This window comes from uncultured Tenacibaculum sp., assembly GCF_947498805.1.
In the GTDB taxonomy this organism is placed as follows: Bacteria; Bacteroidota; Bacteroidia; order Flavobacteriales; family Flavobacteriaceae; genus Polaribacter.
Genome location: NZ_CANMLT010000003.1, coordinates 265,118 through 280,692 on the forward strand (window position 1 = coordinate 265,118; position 15,575 = coordinate 280,692).

Genomic DNA, 15,575 nt, shown 5'->3' on the forward strand with positions numbered 1-15,575 from the left:
AATGATAAATAAAAAAGTAAATAACGTACAGGAAGCAGTTGCTGGAGTTAAAGACGGAATGACCTTTATGCTAGGAGGTTTCGGTCTTTGTGGAATTCCAGAAAACGCAATTGCAGAACTGGTACGATTAGGAATAAAAGATGTTACTTGTATTTCCAATAATGCAGGTGTTGATGATTTTGGTTTAGGTTTATTATTACAAAACAAACAAATCAAAAAAATGATTTCTTCTTATGTAGGAGAAAATGATGAGTTTGAGCGTCAAATGCTATCTGGTGAGTTAGAAGTTGAATTAACTCCGCAAGGAACGTTAGCTGAAAAATGTAGAGCTTCTCAAGCAGGATTCCCTGCTTTTTATACGCCTGCTGGTTACGGAACTGAAGTAGCTGAAGGAAAAGAAACTCGTGAATTTGATGGCAAAATGTATGTTTTAGAACCTGCTTTTAAATCAGATTATTCGTTTGTGAAAGCTTGGAAAGGAGACACCGCTGGTAACTTAATTTTTAAAGGTACTGCACGTAATTTTAATCCAAATATGTGTGGAGCATCAAAAATTACGGTTGCTGAAGTAGAAGAATTAGTTCCTGCAGGAGAATTAGATCCAAATCAAATTCACATCCCAGGAATATTTGTACAACGTATTTTTCAAGGAGAGAAGTATGAAAAGAGAATTGAACAAAGAACAGTAACTCCTAAATCGTAAGTCATGGCATTAAGTAAACAACAAATAGCACAAAGAATAGCCAAAGAACTACAACACAAATGGTATGTAAATTTAGGAATTGGAATTCCTACGTTGGTTGCTAATTATATTCCTGAAGGAATTGAAGTTGAATTTCAATCTGAAAATGGACTATTAGGAATGGGACCTTTTCCTGTTGAAGGAACAGAAGATGCCGATTTAATTAATGCAGGAAAACAAACGGTTACCGTATTAGATGGAGGATCTATTTTTGATTCTGCAACCAGTTTTTCAATGATTCGAGGTCAACATGTTCAGCTAACTGTTTTAGGAGCTATGGAAGTTGCTCAAAACGGAGATATTGCCAACTGGAAGATTCCAGGGAAAATGGTGAAAGGAATGGGGGGAGCTATGGATTTAGTAGCTTCTGCAGACAATATTATTGTTGCCATGATGCACACCAACAAACGTGGAGAATCGAAACTATTAAAAGAATGTTCTTTGCCTTTAACTGGTGTAGGATGTGTAACCAAAATTGTTACCAACTTAGCCGTATTAGAAATTAAAGACAATGCTTTCCATTTATTAGAAAGAGCTCCAGGAGTTTCTGTAGCAGAAATTGAAGCAGCTACGGAAGGAAACTTGGTAGTTAATGGAGAGATTCCAGAAATGGCTTTTTAACAAAATAATATGAATATAAAAAAACGTAAAGTACCTGCTTTACGTTTTTGTGTTTTATAAAGAGAGGAAATGAAAATAATATCATACAACGTAAATGGGATACGTGCTGCTTTAAAAAAAGGATTTATTGAATGGTTAGAAGCTGCTAACCCAGATGTAATTTGTATTCAAGAAACCAAAGCACATAAAGAACAATTAGATGTAACCGAATTTGAAAATGCCGGTTACCCATATCATTATTGGTTTTCTGCAGAAAAGAAAGGATATTCATCTGTAGCAATTTTTTGCAAAGAAGAACCCAAACATATTGAATATGGCACTGGCATTGAATCTATGGATTTTGAAGGAAGAAACCTTCGTGTAGATTTCGATAACGTATCTGTTATGAGTATGTATTTACCTTCTGGAACTAACGATGCACGTTTAGGATACAAGTTCAAATACATGGACGAAATTTTAGAGTACGCTACCGAACTAAGAAAGACTATTCCTAACTTAGTTATTTGTGGAGACTATAATATTTGTCATGAAGAAATAGATATTCACAACCCAAAAATGAAAGGTGTTTCTGGTTTTTTACCAGAAGAACGTGAATGGTTAGGGAATTTTATTGACAGTGGATTTATAGATAGTTTCCGTTTTAAAAACCCAGACAGACAAGAGTATTCTTGGTGGAGCTATCGTGCAAATGCTAGAGCCAATAACAAAGGTTGGAGATTGGATTACGCTATGATAACTGAACCTTTAAAAGATAAAATTTCTAGAGCTTATATTTTACCAGAAGCAAAACATTCAGACCACTGCCCTATTGCAGTAGAATTAGATCTATAAAATCAACCAAACCATACTTTTTAATCGCAATGTGATAAACAAAAATTACCTTCCTCTATATATTTTAGGTTAAGGTTATCAATATTAAAAGTATACAATGAAAAAAACCTTTTTACTACTTCTTCTTTCTTGTTCAGCAATTTTTGCGCAACAACAACCTATTGACACTATTATTACTGTTGAAAAACAGATAGACTCAATTGCTGTTGCTAAAGATTCAACCAAAACCATAGAATTATTTACTGACAATGACCTAAAGTTAATTGATAGTTTATTAATAGATGAACGCTTTAACTCTTCACTATTTGATAGTATTCAATATGTGTTAGATGATAAAGACTTAAAGTTTACCAATGGTGACTTTAAGAAAATTGATTCAAATATTTTAAAAGAGCGCTTATCTCTTTTAGATGAAAACACTCCTTTTCATTTAGCTTACAATCCGGCTTTAGAAAAAGTTATCAATAGCTATCTAAAACATCGTAAAAAGTATTATCCAGCCTTAATGGCAAGAGCCGAATATTACTTCCCTATGTTCGAACAACACTTAGACCAATACAATATTCCAATAGAAATGAAGTATTTGGCAATTGTTGAATCTGCTTTAAGACCAAGAGCACAATCTTATGTTGGAGCTATGGGATTATGGCAATTCATGTATGGTACAGGAAAGCAATTTGACCTAAAGATTAGTTCTTATATAGATGAACGTCAGCACCCAGAAAAAGCAACTATTGCCGCATGTAAATACCTAAGTCAGTTATATAAGATTTTTGGAGATTGGGATTTAGCATTAGCCGCGTATAACTCTGGGCCTGGGAATGTATTAAAAGCTATTAAACGATCTGGTGGTTATAGAAATTACTGGAATATTCGTCCTTTTTTACCGAGGGAAACTGCTGGATATGTTCCTGCATTTTATGCTACTATGTATATTTTTAAATATGCAAAAGAACACGATTTATATCCGAAATCACCTAAAATACAATATTTTGAAACGGATACCATTCGCATAAAAAGAACCATTAGTTTTGATCAAATTTCGGAAAAAACAAGCATAGAGACAGACCTACTTACTTTCTTAAATCCTCATTATAAATTAGACATTATTCCATTTGTAAAAAACAGAGATTATTCAGTTAGAATTCCTCGTTCAAAACTCATCGAATATCTAGACAAAGAAAAAGAAATTTATGCCTTAGCAGACTCTATGGATGCCAAACGCGAAAAACCATTACCAAAGTATTTTGAAATGGATAAACGAATCCGTTACAAAGTGCGCAGTGGTGATTATTTAGGTAAAATTGCCAATAAATTTGGCGTTCGCGTCAAAGACATTAAACGTTGGAATGGTTTAAGAAATAATAACTTAAAAATTGGGCAACGCTTAAGTATTTATCCAAGAAGATTATAATTTAAAACTGGAACAATTTTTGGTGAACTAGATTCATACACCATATTAATATAAAACCAATTATGAAAAAACTACTTTTACTACTCACAATAATTTCAGTAGGACTTACTTCCTGTAAAGAAAGCGGAAAGACTGAAATAACACTTCCTACATCAACCGGAAATACCAATACCATATTGGTAGTTACAAAATCTGCCGATTGGAATGGTCAAATAGGAGATGAAATTCGTTCTGTATTTGGAGAACATCAAGTTGGTTTACCACAACCAGAAACGCTTTTATCTGTAAGCCAAATAGATCCTTCTGGATTTGTTTCATTTATGAGAAACAACAAAGCCGTTTTAATTTTAAGAGAAGGTGCAGAAGAGTCAATTAAGGTAAGTAAAAATAAATACGCTCGACCTCAAGTATTGGTTTATGTTACTGCTAAAGACAAAGCAGGTTTGACAAACCTAATTCGTACTCGAGGAAAAGAAATCATGAAAATCTTTAAAGATGAAGATATCAAGTTCATTCAAAACATCTTTAAAAAAGAAAGATTAGATCATACCAAATTTGAAACACTTCAAAATTTAGGAATCACTCTTGATATTCCTAAAAGATACAATATGGTTAAAGACTCTAGCAACTTCTTATGGATGAGACAACATTTAAAGAGTGGTATAGCTCGAGGAGATGGAAGTAATAACATCTTAGTATACAGTGTGCCATTAGAAGATGAAACTAAAGTTGCAGACAACATTACCGCTGTGAGAGATACTATTGGTAAACAGCACATACCTGGAAGTAAAGAAGGAATGTATATGATAACCGAACAAGCTTACACACCACATACTTTTGAAGCAGAAATAAATGGTAAAAAGGCCTATGAAACTCGTGGGAAATGGGAAGTAAAAAATGATTTTATGGCGGGGCCTTTTTTAAATTACACTGTAGTTGATAAGAAAAATAACCGTTTAATTATCGTTGAAGGTTTTACTTATGCTCCTTCTGTTAACAAGAGAGATTTTATATTTGAACTTGAAGCAATAGCAAAATCTTTAAAGCTATAACCAAGACGTAAATAACTGATATACAAAAGCATCAAATTAAATTTGATGCTTTTTTTGTTATATTTGATTACATTAACTATAAACTCTTTATTATAATGGAAACAAACTATTTAGCAATTTTAGGAGCTGCCTTTATTCCAATGATTATGGGATTTGTTTGGTACGGTCCAATGCTCTTTCAAAAGGCATGGATGAAAGAAATGAATTTTACTCAAAAGGATTTAGAAGGTGGTAATATGCTGTTAATTTTCGGACTCAGTTTTGTCTTCAGTTTATTAATTGCCTTTTTTATGCAGTTCTTAGTAATTCATCAATATGGTGCGTTCTCAACACTTGCTGGCGACCCTGGTTTTATGGAACAAACTGGTGGAGCTTATGCATATTTTCAAGAATTCATGAGTAATTTTGGAGACCGTTTTAGAACCTTTAAACACGGTGCTTTACACGGAGTTCTTACAGGAATATTCTTTGTACTACCAGTTTTAGGTACGAAAGCATTATTTGAAAGAAAATCATTCAAATATATATTCATCAATGTTGGTTACTGGACTGTTACTTTAGCCTTAATGGGAGGTATTATTTGTCAGTGGGCATAAGACTTTCTTTTCATAAAATATTATAAGCGTCAAATTTTTTGACGCTTTTTTTGTAACAAAAATACTTTTTATGCTACCTATGAATATCAACTAATTAATTGCCAAATGATAACACGCTTTTTAAATTTAGAATGGAAACAATTTTTTCGTTCTGCTTCTTTCGGAAAAAATGTAGCTCTTAAAATAATCATGGGCTTTTTTGCCCTTTATCTTTTAGTTACCTTTTTATCTCTTGGGGCTGGTGGCTACTTTTTCTTAGAAAAAACATTCCCAGATAAAGATCCTTTTGTGCTCGTAAATCAGTTCTTGATTTTCTTAATAATCTCTGATTTGATTTTTCGCTATTTAATGCAAAAGATGCCTATAATGGATATTAAACCCATGCTTCTTTTACCTATTAAGAAAAGTAAGTTGGTAAACTATATTTTAACGAAGTCTGTTTTTTCTTTCTTTAATCTAGGTTCTTTCTTTTTATACATTCCTTTTGCATTGGTTTTAATCATCAAAGAATATGATGTAACAGGGGTTATAGGATGGACTTTATTTATGCTTATGTTAGCATTGAGCCTAAATTTCATTAACTTTTTGATTAATAAAAATAATATTGCCTTAGGAGTTCTAATTGTTCTTCTAGGAGTTTTGGGTATTGCCTATAAATATAACTTATTCGATGTTGCAGGAATCTTTGGAAACATCTTTTATACAATATATACAACACCTGTATTAGCTTTGATTGGAGTTCCTTTAGTAGGAATATTATACTACTTAAACTTTAAAGAATTATCTAAAGTTATATATCTAGATGGCGCAATTCGAACAGTTGAAAAGGAAGTAAAAACCTCTGATTTATCATTTGTAAATAAATTAGGAGGTGTAGCCCCTTTTATTAAAAACGACATGCGTTTAATTTGGAGAAACAAAAGAACAAAAACAGTATTTTTCATGTCCTTTTTCTTTTTGCTTTTCGGGTTAATGTTCTTTACTATGGAATCGTATAAAGATTCAGAAGTAATGCAATTATATGCTTGTATTTTTATGACTGGAGGTTTCGCTATGAATTATGGACAATTTATTCCTGCTTGGGATAGTGAACATTATAGAATGTATATGAGTCAAAACTTTTCTTATCGTAAGTTTTTAGAAAGCAAATGGTACTTAATGATTGTTATGACAGTAGTATTGTTTGTGTTATGTACACCATACCTTTATTTTGGGCTTCATAAATACCTTCTAATTGTTGCTGGGTTCTTTTTCAACTTAGGGTTCACTCCTTTAGTAATGCTTTATATGGGAGCTTTTAACAAAAAAAGAATAGACTTAGATGCAAGTGGATTTGGAAACACTCAAGGAACGAGTGCCGCTCAATTCATTGTTATGATTCCTGTGCTTTTAATGCCAATATTAGTATATGCCTTAATAAACCATTTCTTTAGTTTTAACATAGCTATTATAAGTATCGCAATGATTGGAGTTACTTTCTTTTTACTTAAAAAACCATTAATGAATTTTATTGAGAAAAAGTATCAACAAAATAAATATGCTACCATCAACGGATTTAAACAAAAAGACTAACCTAACTTAACAGACAATGATTACAATAAATAATATCTCAAAAAAATACGGATCAACTCAAGTACTAAACGTTGAAAATATAGAAATACCAAAAGGCCAGTCATTTGGTTTGGTTGGAAATAATGGTGCAGGAAAAACTACCTTATTTAACTTGTTACTAGACTTGATACGCCCTACTTCAGGAGAAATCATAAATAACGAAGTTGTAGTTAACAAAAATGAAGATTGGAAAACATTCACAGGGTCTTTTATTGATGAAAGCTTCTTAATTAGTTACCTAACTCCAGATGAATATTTTGATTTTATTGGAGACTTAAGAGGAATGAATAAGGCGGATGTTAAAACTTTTTTAGCGCAGTTTGAAGAGTTTTTTAATGGAGAAATATTAGGTAAAAGAAAGTACTTACGTGATTTAAGTAAGGGGAATCAAAAAAAGGCAGGTATTGTTGCTGCAATGATGGGAAATCCGCAAGTTGTAATTTTAGATGAACCTTTTGCTAATTTAGATCCAACAACTCAAATCAGATTGAAAAATTTAATAAAGAAACTTACAGAAGACAAAGACGTAACAGTATTGGTTTCGAGCCACGATTTAAGTCACGTTACTGAAGTTTGTGAAAGAATTGTGGTATTAGATAGAGGAAACATAGTTAAAGACATTAATACTTCTCAAGAAACTTTACAAGAGCTAGAGAGCTATTTTTCTGCATAAGTAATGTTCGGAGGATATGGAAACATACAACCTTTAATTCGCAATAACAAAAATTATTACGTAAGAAAAGTATATTCAAAAAGGGAAATTCACCAAACGATAAAAAAAAGAACCTACAAGGTCTTTATCAAGGTGAACTTTCCTTTAAAAAAGTTTCCAAATACCAACTCAACAGAGTTAAGCGAAGCATAAGAACACAAATTCAAAAAGACCATAGAAAACTACAAATAGCTTTAATTGTAATTTTAACTACTTTTACTGCCATAAGTATTGGTTTATTCATTTATTTCAAAGCAATTGCAAATGAAAAAGTATTAAAAAATAATGAATTGAATAAAAAAGAATACCTTGATAAATATTTACCAAAATTCAACTTCGTTATTCAAGATGGTGATAGGTGGCTAGCTAAAAAACAATATAAAAATGCTATTTACCAATACAACAAAGCTTTAGAATATTTTCCAAACAATTCATTAGCTAAAGAAAAGCTCAATATTGCCTATAAAGAGCGCTGTAAATATTCAAATATTGATTGTGATAAAGTAAATTAATAAAAATCCATTTTTATTACTATTTTTACGCTTTTACATACAATAACATACAAGTAATGTTGTTGTTAAGTAAAGGCGTAATTTGTATGAAGAAAATTTCAAGAATTTTAGTATTCACCGCTACTGTTATTATTACCTACTCTTGTAGTGTAAAAAAGGATTCCTTTGTTAGTCGTAACTTCCATGCACTAACCACAAAGTACAACGTGTTATTTAATGGAGAACAAGCTTATTTAAAAGGCTTAAAGGAAATTGAACAAAAGCATGAAGACAATTTCTGGAAACGATTACAAATAGAGCCTATCACTTTTGACGAGAGAAAAATAGCCTCTCCAACTTTTCAGCCAGGTACTGGTTTTGATGAGAATAGCAAGGATGATGAACAAGTAACCTTAACTTCTTTTGACAAGGCAGAAGAAAAAGCTAGAAAAGCAATTGAAACTCATTCAATGAATATCAATGGGTATGAAAAAAATCGTCAAATAGATGATGCCTATTTATTATTAGGGAAATCAAGATATTACACACAACGATTTATTCCTGCAATTGATGCTTTTAATTACATCATTGCTAACTATCCAAAAGCCAACTTGATTTATGACACAAAGATTTGGCGAGCAAAAGCAAATATTAGACTAGACAATGAAAAATTTGCTATTGAATCTTTAAATTTATTAATAGATTTAGATAAAAACGAGAAAACACTTACCGATTTACAACGTGAACAGGCACATACTGCAATGGCAATGGCCTACGAAAAAACGGATACCATACAAAAAGTAATTGAGCACTTAAAACTAGCTTCAAGAACTTTTAAAAACAAAGAGCAATCGGCTAGAAACATGTTTATTTTAGGGCAAGTTTATAGTGAATTAGACAGAAAAGATTCTGCAACGATGATTTTTAGAAGGTTAGCAGATTTAAAAAAAGCACCTTACAAATATAGAATCAGAGCGAATGTTGAGTTAGCTAAAAACGTAGAAAACGATTCTGCTTCATTAGGAGTTTTATACCGTTTACGTAAACTTATTCGAAACTCAGACAACCGCAAATTCCTAGCGTCTTTATACTATCAAGCAGGTGTTTTAGAGCAACGAAGAGGAGCAACCGATAAAGCTGTAGAGTTCTTTAAAAAATCAATTCAAGCAAAAAACAATTCTAAGTATCAAAAAACCTATGCTTATGAAAGCTTAGGAAATATTGCTTTTCAACAAGAAGATTATTTATTAGCTGGTTCTTATTATGATAGTGTCTTACAAAATGTATCTAAAGACTTTGATCAAGAAAAAAGAATTAGACGTATTAAAAGAAAAAACAAAGGGTTAACTACGCTTAAAAAACATGAAGATTTAGTTACTAACAATGATAGTATTTTAAATCTTGTTTCAATGAACAAAGAGGAGCGAACTGCGTTTTTTGAAGCTTATATCGAAAAGATTAAAAAAGAAGATGAGGATAAGCGTCAGCAAATACTAAACTCTCAAAATTTCGGAAGTTCATTTGGAGGAGGTAGTGCCGTTAACACTAATAACAGTGGAAAATGGTATTTCTACAGCAATCAAACATTGGCTTTTGGAAGAGGTGAATTCCAACGAGTTTGGGGAAATCGTCCTTTAGAAGATAATTGGAGGCTTTCTGACAAATCGGTTATTGGTAATTCTGAATTTGATGAGTTGGCAAGTGCAGAAGACAAAGTAGATCAAAGATATGAGTTATCTACTTACTTAGAAGCAATTCCTACAGATTCAAAAGAAATTGAAAAGTTAAAAATAGATCGCAACGAAGCACTATATCAATTAGGTTTGATTTATAAAGAACAGTTTAAAAACAATAAGAAAGCTATTCAAAACCTAGAGAGATTACAAGAAGTAAAAAAGGATGATCAATTGGAGCTTCCAATTAACTACCATCTTTATCAACTATACACTAGAACAAACGATAATACCAAGGCAGAAGCTTGTAAAAATATCATCTTAACAAAGTATGCAGATACTACATTTGCTCAAATTCTTTTAAATCCAGAAAAGAAGATTGACACTGCAAAGAAGAAAGATGAAGATTTAGAAAAATATAAAGAACTATACTACTTATATAAAGAAAATAAATTTGAAGAAGTTGTAAATCAGATAGATAACTACAATCCTAGTAAAGCTAATTCGGATTTAATCCCTAAATTTGCACTTCTAAAAGCTTTGGCCATTGGTAAATATCAAGACAAAGACGCTTATAAAAAGGCACTGAGTTTTGTTGCTCTGAGTTATGCAAATACCGCAGAAGGCTTAAAGGCAAAACAAATTAATGAACGAATAAAATAAAGAATATTTAATTTCCCCATAACCATGTTTAGTAAAGACAGTAAAAAATCTTCAGGAGAAAAAAAAGTATCAGAAAGAAATATCATCGGACAAAACACTACTATTACAGGTGATATTATTTCTGAAGGAGACTTTAGAATTGATGGTACGTTAGACGGTACTATCAAAACAGATGGTAGAGTTATCATTGGTCAATCAGGTTTTATTAAAGGTAAAGTAGAATGTACCAATGCAGATGTTGAAGGTAAATTCTCAGGTGAATTAGCTGTTACCAATACGCTTACAGTAAAATCATCAGCTAATATTAACGGTGATGTTATTATTGGTAAATTATCTGTTGAGCCAGGAGCTAGCTTTAACGCTACTTGTTCTATGAAAGGAGCAGTGAAAGATTTAAACAAAGATGAAACAAAGCGAAAAGAAAAGACCGCTTAATAAATACATTCGATTCACAGGAATCGCACTTCAAATGGGTTTAACCATTTACTTAGGAAGTTTACTAGGTGAATGGTTAGATCAAAAGTTTCCAAACGAGAATCAACTTTACACAAAAATTTGTACACTTGTAGCCGTTTTCGGAGCCATGCTTTCGGTAATTATACAAGTAACAAAACTTTCAAAAGATAATAATGATTAAGCGTATTCTATATTTTACAGTTATAATTCTTGCTGTATTTGCAATTAGTTTTTTTTCACATGATTATACTTTAAACTCCAAAGAGATCCTTTTATCTTTCTCTTTATTAAAAGTATACAGTTTCCATGTTATCGCAGCTATTATAGTTTATGCTATTGTTGAGTTAGTGGCCGATAATTTACCAAACCAAGCAGGCTATGCCTATTTAGCCTCAATTTTCTTAAAGATTGGTTTTTTCGTTCTTATCTTCCAAGCCTCTATCTTTGCAAATGAAGCACTTAGCAAACCAGAAAGATTTTCTTTGGTAATTCCATTATTCTTATTTTTAATCATTGAAGCAATTGCTGTTTCAAAACTCCTGAATAACAAACAGTTTAGTTAAATCACTTACAAAATTCCTTAAAAAAACTTTTTAAAAAACTAAGATCAAAAAAGGGTTTGTAGTTTTAATTAATTGTGTACCTTTGCACGGAAATTTAGAGAGCATAAATCTATATTTAGTAAAGGTATGATGATAGCAAAAAATTCTATCAAGTTTTTAACAATACTAGCAATAGTATTTTCTTCGTTCACTGCATATGCAGGAGGTGGTGATTCTTCAGATAAAGGAGGACAGGTAAACACACCAGAAAAAATTAACGCGTATATCAAACATCACTTAGCAGATTCGCATGACTTTGCTTTGTATTCGTATACAAACGATGCAGGTGAGCGCAAACATGTTGGGTTTCCATTACCCGTAATTGTTTGGACAAGCAAAGGTTTAAAAACCTTTATGTCTTCAGCATTTCACCACAATGATGACGGAACAGTAATCGTTGATAAAGGTGATGTGAAATTAGTAAAGATTCACAGTAAGATTTACGAATTAAACGAAGGAGCTAGTACAGTTTCTTTTGATGAAACACATCATGCAACAAACGCTCATAAAGTATTAGATTTCTCTATTACTAAAAGTGTTTTCGGTATGTTATTAGCTGGTTTATTAATCTTTTTAGGTTTTAGCGCTTTAGCTAGAGGTTATAAAAAGGGAGCTATTCCAACGGGAGTTGGTCGAGTATTAGAGCCGTTAGTACTATACGTAAGAGATGAAATAGCAAGACCAAATATTGGTGAAAAGAAATACAAGAAGTTTATGCCATATTTATTAACGGTATTCTTCTTTATCTGGATCTTAAACTTAATGGGATTAACTCCATTAGGGTTTAACGTAACAGGTCAAATTGCAGTTACTATTTGTTTAGCTTTATTCACATTAGTTATTTATTTATCTAATGGTAGTAAAGATTTCTGGGCACACACATTATGGATGCCAGGAGTACCTGTGATTTTAAGACCAATCTTAGCAATTATCGAATTAGTAGGTTTTATTGTAATTAAGCCTTTCTCATTATTAGTGCGTTTATTTGCAAACATTACAGCAGGTCACTTCGTAGTAATGAGTTTAATTGCTTTAATGATTACTTTAAAAAATCAATTCGGAGCAGTTGGTTCAACAGGTATTTCATTAGTATTGGCATTATTTATTTCGGTTATCGAAATATTAGTAGCGTTCTTACAAGCATTTATTTTTACAATGTTATCGTCTTTATTCATTGGAATGGCGGTAGAAGAACACGAACATCATTAGAATAAGAATTTGTTTAATTATATAAATCAATTAGTATGTACAATTTAATTGGAGCAGGATTAATCGTAATCGGTGGAGGAATCGGATTAGGTCAAATCGGTGGAAAAGCAATGGAAGGAATTGCTCGTCAACCTGAGGCTGCTGGTAAAATCCAAACAGCGATGATCATCATCGGAGCATTATTAGAAGGTTTAGCATTCGGTGCTTTAATCTTAGGAAGATAATCTCCCAAAGAACAAAAAGAGAAAAACATTTTCCTGTAACGGTTGGTTACAGGAAATGTTTTCAAATTAAACAAAACAGAATTTTAAAAGAATAAATTACATATATAATGGATCAGTTATTAAATGATTTTTCTCCAGGGTTATTTTTCATGCAAGTGATAATCCTTCTTGTATTACTATTTTTATTAGGTAAGTTTGCTTGGAAACCAATTTTAGCTTCATTAACAGAACGTGAAGAAGGTATTCAAAATGCATTAGACGCTGCTGAACAAGCAAAGAAAGAAATGCAAAACTTACAAGCTGATAACGATAGATTATTAAAAGAAGCTAGAGCAGAAAGAGATGCTATGTTAAAAGAAGCTCGTGAGATTAAAGATAAGATCGTTGCTGATGCTAAAGAAGAGGCTTCAGAAGAAGGAGCTAAATTAATTGAAAACGCAAAGGCTTCAATTGAGCAAGAAAAGCAAGCAGCTTTAGCACATGTTAAAAAGCAAGTAGCTGAACTATCTATTGGTATAGCTCAAACTGTTGTTAAAAAAGAATTAGCTTCACAAGACGATCAATTAAAGCTTGTTGAAGGAATGTTAGAAGACGTTACTTTAAACTAATCACTCAATGAAAGCAGCAAGACCAGCATTACGTTACGCAAAAGCAATCTTAAACCTAGCTAAAGAGTCAGGTAAAGAAACAGAGGTGAATGAAAACATGAAGTTTATCATTGACACGATTGCTGGAAGTAGCGATTTAGATGCAATGCTTAAGAGCCCTGTGATTAAAGCTGCAGATAAGCGTAAAGTATTAACTGCACTTTTCGGGGAAAATGTAAATAACATCATTAAAGGTTTGTTTAACTTATTAGAAGAAAACAAACGTATGTTAATGTTAGAACCTATTGCTAAGCAATACTCTGTTATTTACGATTACTACAAAAGCATGCAAGTAGCAAAGGTTACTACCGCAGTACCTTTAACTAATGAATTAGAAGCAAAAGTATTGGCTAAGATCGAAGAGATCACAGGAAACAAAGCTAATATTGAAAATATAATAAATCCAGATATTATAGGAGGATTTATTTTACGTGTTGGAGATGTACAGTATGATGCTAGTATTTCTAACCATTTTAACGAATTGAAAAGAGAGTTTGACAATAGTCATTACATCCCTAAGATCTAATTGCAATGAAAAAGTTTAGTCAGTATTTATTTATTAGTTTCTTCTTTTTATCTCTTGCCTCTTTTGGCCAGAAGGTGAAAATTAAAAAAGGAAAAGTTTTAGTTGATAAAGTAGCATCTGCTTTATTTAAAGAAGAAGGTAGACATGAATATTTATATTCTGATTTAAACACAAAAGCTCCTGTTTTTAAAGCGAAATTAGTAGGTAAAAAAGTTACCAACGAATTGACAAAACAGTGGTTAGAAGTTTCATTACCTGATGGAAGTAAAACAACAGAAGTTGCGTATGAAATTTTAAGTTTTTCATTAAGCATGAAAAAGATTATAAGCTATCTTTTTGTAAAAAAGTATAAACTTATAAAACAAGGAGGAATTGACAATGATGCTGTTACAGCTTTCTTTAATGAAGAAAGACCTTCTATTTCAAAAGAAGTTGATGAACTTATCAAAAATGAAGTTCAAAAAGAGCAAGCAATTGCTGGTATTACAGGTTTTGAAGTAGATACAAAAAGGAATTATATCTTTAAAGATTCTATTCCTTATGGAAAAGATAGAAGAGGGAGTATTTCTTCGGAAGACTTAGAAGCATATGATAATTACTTAGGTTATTATCATTTATTAAGTAATGGACAAACTAATTTTAAAGGTATTTCAACACTTAAGTTCTATGATTTATCTAGAAGAAATGTTGCCATTGCTAATTTTGGAAACTTTGGAGATGCAACTATTGATTTTCCTTTTTTAAATGATGGAAAAGGTGCAAAAGTAAAATATAAATCTTCTGTTCCTTTTATAGATAGAGGATCTGAAGCACAACATAAACTGATAGACGAGGCTTTAAGACATATTATTTATAATGGTGTAACTTTAGGAAACCAGTATAAAGACGAGCAAAAAGCTAAAAAACAGGTTGAGATTGCTAAGTATGAAGAGGCAATGAAACAATCTAATAATGTTTATCATGAAATTGGTTATTACGAAACTAAATCGGGCCAAAAAATAAATGGTCTTATTACCATTATTTACTCAAAACTAAACGGTTTTACGTTTGCACATGAAGATGCCGTTGTTCCAAATGGTGAATATGGTAAGTATTTACATGTAAGAAAACTAAAAGATAGTGGTAATGTTCCAGTTAAGATAAAGGCTAAGTCGCGTATTAAGGCTTGCTTTATTGACGGAAAGCCTTGTTTTAGAGGAGTTAGATTAAGTACTTTAAAGGGTTATAGATATTTAGAAATCGTAGAAGAATTAGATAAAATAGGAGTATACAAAACTTATAAATCTAATGCTTTTTATATTTCTTTATTTAACAACCCGGAAAAACGTAATGCGTTAAGAGTTACAGAATCTACTGCCTTAATCAAATTAGGTAAAGAAGATATTAATAAGAAATTAGAAGATTTTTTAGGTAAGTGTTATAAACCTGAGTATAAAAACTTAAATATGCAGGATTTAGACGATGTTTTAAAACTAGCTAAAGATTATAATAACACTTGTAATTAA

General features: G+C 31.6%; 18 protein-coding genes. All 18 read left to right on the forward strand.

All coding sequences use genetic code 11. The annotated features are described in order from the left end of the window. The first annotated feature begins 1 nt into the window (after position 1). The 18 genes from Q0873_RS07040 to Q0873_RS07125 all read left to right on the forward strand — a co-directional run bounded on the left by Q0873_RS07040 (position 2) and on the right by Q0873_RS07125 (position 15,575). Complete coding sequence (locus tag Q0873_RS07040; RefSeq protein WP_299105420.1) at positions 2-703, forward strand: CoA transferase subunit A; 702 nt, start codon at positions 2-4, stop codon at positions 701-703. A gap of 3 nt (positions 704-706) precedes the next feature. Then, positions 707-1,363, forward strand: coding sequence for a 3-oxoacid CoA-transferase subunit B (locus tag Q0873_RS07045; protein ID WP_299105422.1), 657 nt, complete (start codon positions 707-709; stop codon positions 1,361-1,363). A gap of 69 nt (positions 1,364-1,432) precedes the next feature. Next, complete coding sequence (locus tag Q0873_RS07050) at positions 1,433-2,194, forward strand: exodeoxyribonuclease III (RefSeq protein ID WP_299105424.1); 762 nt, start codon at positions 1,433-1,435, stop codon at positions 2,192-2,194. Between the two features lie 97 nt (positions 2,195-2,291). Then, a complete protein-coding gene (locus tag Q0873_RS07055; RefSeq protein ID WP_299105425.1) occupies positions 2,292-3,608 on the forward strand; it encodes a lytic transglycosylase domain-containing protein in 1,317 nt (438 codons plus the stop codon). Between the two features lie 62 nt (positions 3,609-3,670). Next, the gene (locus tag Q0873_RS07060) at positions 3,671-4,660 is read left to right on the forward strand and encodes a DUF4837 family protein (protein ID WP_299105426.1); all 990 of its coding nucleotides are present in this window, start codon (positions 3,671-3,673) and stop codon (positions 4,658-4,660) included. A 95-nt stretch (positions 4,661-4,755) separates the two neighbouring features. After that, positions 4,756-5,256 (forward strand): DUF1761 domain-containing protein, encoded by a 501-nt coding sequence (locus tag Q0873_RS07065; protein ID WP_299105427.1) that lies wholly within the window; start codon positions 4,756-4,758, stop codon positions 5,254-5,256. A 105-nt stretch (positions 5,257-5,361) separates the two neighbouring features. After that, complete coding sequence (locus Q0873_RS07070) at positions 5,362-6,828, forward strand: DUF5687 family protein (protein WP_299105428.1); 1,467 nt, start codon at positions 5,362-5,364, stop codon at positions 6,826-6,828. A 16-nt stretch (positions 6,829-6,844) separates the two neighbouring features. Then, entirely contained in the window at positions 6,845-7,540 is a 696-nt protein-coding gene (locus tag Q0873_RS07075) for an ABC transporter ATP-binding protein (protein WP_299105429.1), read from the forward strand. 329 nt (positions 7,541-7,869) lie between these two features. Further along, a complete protein-coding gene (locus Q0873_RS07080; protein WP_299105430.1) occupies positions 7,870-8,091 on the forward strand; it encodes a hypothetical protein in 222 nt (73 codons plus the stop codon). An 86-nt stretch (positions 8,092-8,177) separates the two neighbouring features. Continuing rightward, the gene (locus Q0873_RS07085; RefSeq protein ID WP_299105431.1) at positions 8,178-10,406 is read left to right on the forward strand and encodes a tetratricopeptide repeat protein; all 2,229 of its coding nucleotides are present in this window, start codon (positions 8,178-8,180) and stop codon (positions 10,404-10,406) included. Between the two features lie 24 nt (positions 10,407-10,430). After that, entirely contained in the window at positions 10,431-10,841 is a 411-nt protein-coding gene (locus tag Q0873_RS07090) for a polymer-forming cytoskeletal protein (RefSeq protein WP_299105433.1), read from the forward strand. Next, on the forward strand, positions 10,810-11,043 hold the full coding sequence (locus Q0873_RS07095) for an AtpZ/AtpI family protein (RefSeq protein ID WP_299105435.1): 234 nt from the start codon (positions 10,810-10,812) through the stop codon (positions 11,041-11,043). The genes Q0873_RS07090 and Q0873_RS07095 overlap by 32 nt, the downstream gene beginning before the upstream one ends. After that, positions 11,036-11,425: a DUF6168 family protein gene (locus tag Q0873_RS07100; RefSeq protein WP_299105436.1), complete on the forward strand. Its 390-nt coding sequence runs from the start codon at positions 11,036-11,038 to the stop codon at positions 11,423-11,425. Before Q0873_RS07095 ends, Q0873_RS07100 begins: the two co-directional genes overlap by 8 nt. Positions 11,426-11,551: 126 nt before the next feature. Further along, positions 11,552-12,673 carry a F0F1 ATP synthase subunit A gene (gene atpB / locus Q0873_RS07105; RefSeq protein WP_299105438.1) on the forward strand — a complete coding sequence of 374 codons (1,122 nt, stop codon included), beginning with the start codon at positions 11,552-11,554 and terminating at the stop codon, positions 12,671-12,673. Positions 12,674-12,708: 35 nt separating this feature from the next. After that, complete coding sequence (atpE, locus tag Q0873_RS07110) at positions 12,709-12,897, forward strand: ATP synthase F0 subunit C (RefSeq protein WP_136950250.1); 189 nt, start codon at positions 12,709-12,711, stop codon at positions 12,895-12,897. Between the two features lie 107 nt (positions 12,898-13,004). Beyond that, positions 13,005-13,505 (forward strand): F0F1 ATP synthase subunit B, encoded by a 501-nt coding sequence (locus Q0873_RS07115; protein WP_299105445.1) that lies wholly within the window; start codon positions 13,005-13,007, stop codon positions 13,503-13,505. 7 nt (positions 13,506-13,512) lie between these two features. Continuing rightward, positions 13,513-14,070, forward strand: a complete 558-nt coding sequence (gene atpH / locus Q0873_RS07120) for an ATP synthase F1 subunit delta (RefSeq protein ID WP_299105447.1) — start codon at positions 13,513-13,515, stop codon at positions 14,068-14,070. Positions 14,071-14,075: 5 nt separating this feature from the next. Continuing rightward, entirely contained in the window at positions 14,076-15,575 is a 1,500-nt protein-coding gene (locus Q0873_RS07125) for a hypothetical protein (protein WP_299105449.1), read from the forward strand.

Coding starts and splice junctions, on each gene's coding strand:
- Q0873_RS07055 (WP_299105425.1), top strand. CDS start 2,292: ATGAAAAAAACCTTTTTACTACTTCTTCTTTCTTGTTCAGCAATTTTT.
- atpB (WP_299105438.1), top strand. CDS start 11,552: ATGATGATAGCAAAAAATTCTATCAAGTTTTTAACAATACTAGCAATA.
- Q0873_RS07085 (WP_299105431.1), top strand. CDS start 8,178: ATGAAGAAAATTTCAAGAATTTTAGTATTCACCGCTACTGTTATTATT.
- Q0873_RS07115 (WP_299105445.1), top strand. CDS start 13,005: ATGGATCAGTTATTAAATGATTTTTCTCCAGGGTTATTTTTCATGCAA.
- Q0873_RS07040 (WP_299105420.1), top strand. CDS start 2: ATGATAAATAAAAAAGTAAATAACGTACAGGAAGCAGTTGCTGGAGTT.
- Q0873_RS07060 (WP_299105426.1), top strand. CDS start 3,671: ATGAAAAAACTACTTTTACTACTCACAATAATTTCAGTAGGACTTACT.
- Q0873_RS07125 (WP_299105449.1), top strand. CDS start 14,076: ATGAAAAAGTTTAGTCAGTATTTATTTATTAGTTTCTTCTTTTTATCT.
- Q0873_RS07065 (WP_299105427.1), top strand. CDS start 4,756: ATGGAAACAAACTATTTAGCAATTTTAGGAGCTGCCTTTATTCCAATG.
- Q0873_RS07045 (WP_299105422.1), top strand. CDS start 707: ATGGCATTAAGTAAACAACAAATAGCACAAAGAATAGCCAAAGAACTA.
- Q0873_RS07090 (WP_299105433.1), top strand. CDS start 10,431: ATGTTTAGTAAAGACAGTAAAAAATCTTCAGGAGAAAAAAAAGTATCA.
- atpE (WP_136950250.1), top strand. CDS start 12,709: ATGTACAATTTAATTGGAGCAGGATTAATCGTAATCGGTGGAGGAATC.
- Q0873_RS07095 (WP_299105435.1), top strand. CDS start 10,810: ATGAAACAAAGCGAAAAGAAAAGACCGCTTAATAAATACATTCGATTC.
- Q0873_RS07070 (WP_299105428.1), top strand. CDS start 5,362: ATGATAACACGCTTTTTAAATTTAGAATGGAAACAATTTTTTCGTTCT.
- Q0873_RS07075 (WP_299105429.1), top strand. CDS start 6,845: ATGATTACAATAAATAATATCTCAAAAAAATACGGATCAACTCAAGTA.
- Q0873_RS07050 (WP_299105424.1), top strand. CDS start 1,433: ATGAAAATAATATCATACAACGTAAATGGGATACGTGCTGCTTTAAAA.
- atpH (WP_299105447.1), top strand. CDS start 13,513: ATGAAAGCAGCAAGACCAGCATTACGTTACGCAAAAGCAATCTTAAAC.
- Q0873_RS07100 (WP_299105436.1), top strand. CDS start 11,036: ATGATTAAGCGTATTCTATATTTTACAGTTATAATTCTTGCTGTATTT.